General features: G+C 65.9%; 4 protein-coding genes. 1 reads left to right on the top strand and 3 read right to left on the bottom strand.

Annotation, left to right across the window (positions count from 1 at the left end; translation table 11 throughout):
* Both VGH85_15405 and VGH85_15400 read right to left on the bottom strand, forming a co-directional pair.
* A partial coding sequence (locus VGH85_15405) for a hypothetical protein (GenBank protein ID HEY2175192.1) occupies positions 1–317 on the bottom strand: 317 nt, incomplete at its 3' end.
* A gap of 66 nt (positions 318–383) precedes the next feature.
* A complete protein-coding gene (locus VGH85_15400) occupies positions 384–1160 on the bottom strand; it encodes a hypothetical protein (protein HEY2175191.1) in 777 nt (258 codons plus the stop codon).
* A gap of 134 nt (positions 1161–1294) precedes the next feature.
* Here VGH85_15400 and VGH85_15395 point away from each other — a divergent pair, with 134 nt between their 5' ends.
* The gene (locus VGH85_15395) at positions 1295–1942 is read left to right on the top strand and encodes a helix-turn-helix domain-containing protein (protein HEY2175190.1); all 648 of its coding nucleotides are present in this window, start codon (positions 1295–1297) and stop codon (positions 1940–1942) included.
* Positions 1943–2084: 142 nt separating this feature from the next.
* On the opposite strand, the gene VGH85_15390 is transcribed toward VGH85_15395, so the two are convergent.
* The coding region (locus VGH85_15390; protein HEY2175189.1) for an amidohydrolase family protein at positions 2085–2536 on the bottom strand (452 nt) is incomplete at its 5' end.

Genomic DNA, 2536 nt, shown 5'->3' with positions numbered 1-2536 from the left:
CGCTCCATGCGCCGGATGTAGAGGACGAGTGGCGCCGCCCAGGTGACCCAGAACGACCAGAAGAAGGTGACCACCGCGGCGCCGATGAGGATCGACGTCTGGTGTCCCCGGACGAACTCCAGCGTCTGCTGCCCGCTGTTCGCCGGTGACGGTGGCGGGACCATGTGCATCAGCCACCCGAAACCGACCACCGTCATGAGGACCAGGGCCAACCCGGTCCACACGAACAGCCGCATCAGGAACGGGTCGATACGGAAAGACGCGAGCCACCCACTGTGGACCGGCTCCGTGGTCGTGTGCGCCTGCTCTGTCGTCATGTCCTCGAACCCTGCTTCCACGACTCGACGTAGCGGGGGATCGTCGCCGAGAGATCGCAATGCAGGTCAGGCGCCGGCGACTGGCGTCGGAGCCTTGGTGGGTGTCGCCTCGCCCGCTTCGGCTTCGGCCTGCAGCTTGGCTGCCTGCTCGTTGATGACCCGCATCGAGACGACGATCATGACGACGATCTCGCCGAAGAACATGACCACCGGGAACCAGAACGCGCCGATGCCGTTGTAGGCGAACGGTCCTTTGTGGAAGAACGCGATCAGTGCGGCCGGGAAGATCAGCATGCCGCACCACACGTTGAGGTAGGCGACCCAGCGCGGGTAGATGGTGGGCACGTTGTGGTCGTTGAAGATCGCGGCGGCAATGACGAAGAACCAGATGGAGAACGGCGGCCAGGTGAACAGCCAGTCGAACCACACCCAGTCGTTGGCGAACTGGATGATCTGTGGTGCCATCTCCGGGGCCCTGAACGCGCACACCGCCCAGGTCATGGGGATCAACAGGAAGAACACCGACCCGCCGCCCACCAGCGCGATGGAGGCGTAGGCCAGGAATGGATAGCCGCGTTCCATCTTGCGGATGAACACCGTGATCACGATGCCCCAGGTGGCCCAGAAGCTCCACGAGATGATCTGCAGGATCGATCCGATCTGGATCTCGAACCTGCGGTCGATGAAGTGTTGCCGGACCTGCTCGGCACTGAAGCTGGGGTCGATTCCCGGGACGAAGTGCATCAGGAATCCCTGCGCCACGATCAAACCGGCGACAAGCACGATCGCGGACCACACGAAGGCCTTCGCAACCCTCGTGTTCATCTCCATCTGCTTGATCATTCGATCCTCCCGGTGAGCCTGCAGAGGTGACCGACCTCACGCCGGAGGGTAGGCGGGTTTGGCCACCTATCGCAAGTGCCACTATCGATAGAAGTAAGTACCGCTGCTGGAAACCTGGCCGCTATCCTCACCAGGTGGAGCCCGTTGAGCGCAAGCACGTCCGTCGTGGACCGAACGAGGTTCGGGAGCTGGTACTCAAGGCCGCTCACCAGCTGTTCACCGAGCAGGGCTACCACGGCACGACAACGAAGCAGATCGCCGTCGAGGCCGGCGTGGGTGAGCCGGTGATCTTCCGGAACTTCGGCACCAAGGCGGAGCTGTTCCAGGAGGCGATCCTCAAGCCCTTCACGGAGTTCATCACCAACTGGGCGGCGGACTGGGACCGCCGCCCGCCGAAGTCGAGCGATCCCGAGGTGATCACGAGCTCGTTCGTGAAAGGCTTCTACGCCGTGGTGCAGGAGCATCGCAACCTGCTGGGGACCCTGATCGCGGCGCGGGTGCAGGGTGGGGACCGGGTACTCGATCGGATCGCCGCGGACGTCAGCCAGGCTCTCGCCGACGGGTTGCGGATCATGCGCCGCGTGCTGCTGGACCACGGACAGGCGCGGGAGTACAAGAGCCTGGATCCCCCGATGACGGTCGCGGTCGCGGCGGGGGCGGTGATGTCGATCGTGCTGCTCGACGACTGGCTGTTCCCCGGATACGAACGCCGGCCGAGCAAGACCCGGCAGATCGAGGAGCTCACCCAAATGCTCCTGCACGGCATCGCCCACCGCGACTAGCGGGGCTGCGACGGGCGAGCCGGACGCCCCGACGCCTGTCCGGAACGATCGGTTGTGGAATATCCGCCGGCGCCGCGTATTCGCCGGGGCTGCTCAAGATGGCGGCGGATTCGGGGGTTGACACTCGGTCGGCCCGACGTCCTCAGATGCGGATGCCGCGCAGGAAGACCGCTCGGACATCGCGCAGCGCTGTGACACCGGCTCGCGGGTCACCCTCGACGACCAGCAGGTCGGCATCGTATCCCGCGCGCACGCGACCCTTGCGATCGCCCAGCCCGCACGCCGCGGCCGCCAAGGAGGTCGCGGTGGCGAGTGCCCCGGCCGGTGGCACACCGCCGTCGACGAGGCTGATCACCGATTCGGGCATGATTCCGTGCGGCTTGCCGACCGAGATCCCCCCGTCGGAACCGGACACGATGCGGACCCCAGCGCCGTGCAGGCCGGCGACCGTCTGGCCCCGTTGTTCCATGCTGAGCCCGGTCCTCCGCATCATCTCGAGCACGCCGGGCGGAGGTGTCGCACCGGGTACTGCCCCGAGCGTCGGACACACCGTCGTGGCGGATGCGACGAGATCCGCGACGACGGAGCCCGCGA

This window comes from Mycobacteriales bacterium, assembly GCA_036497565.1.
In the GTDB taxonomy this organism is placed as follows: domain Bacteria; phylum Actinomycetota; class Actinomycetes; order Mycobacteriales; family QHCD01; genus DASXJE01.
Note: the sequence above shows the minus strand (reverse complement) of the source record. Positions and strands in the feature narration are given on the sequence as shown.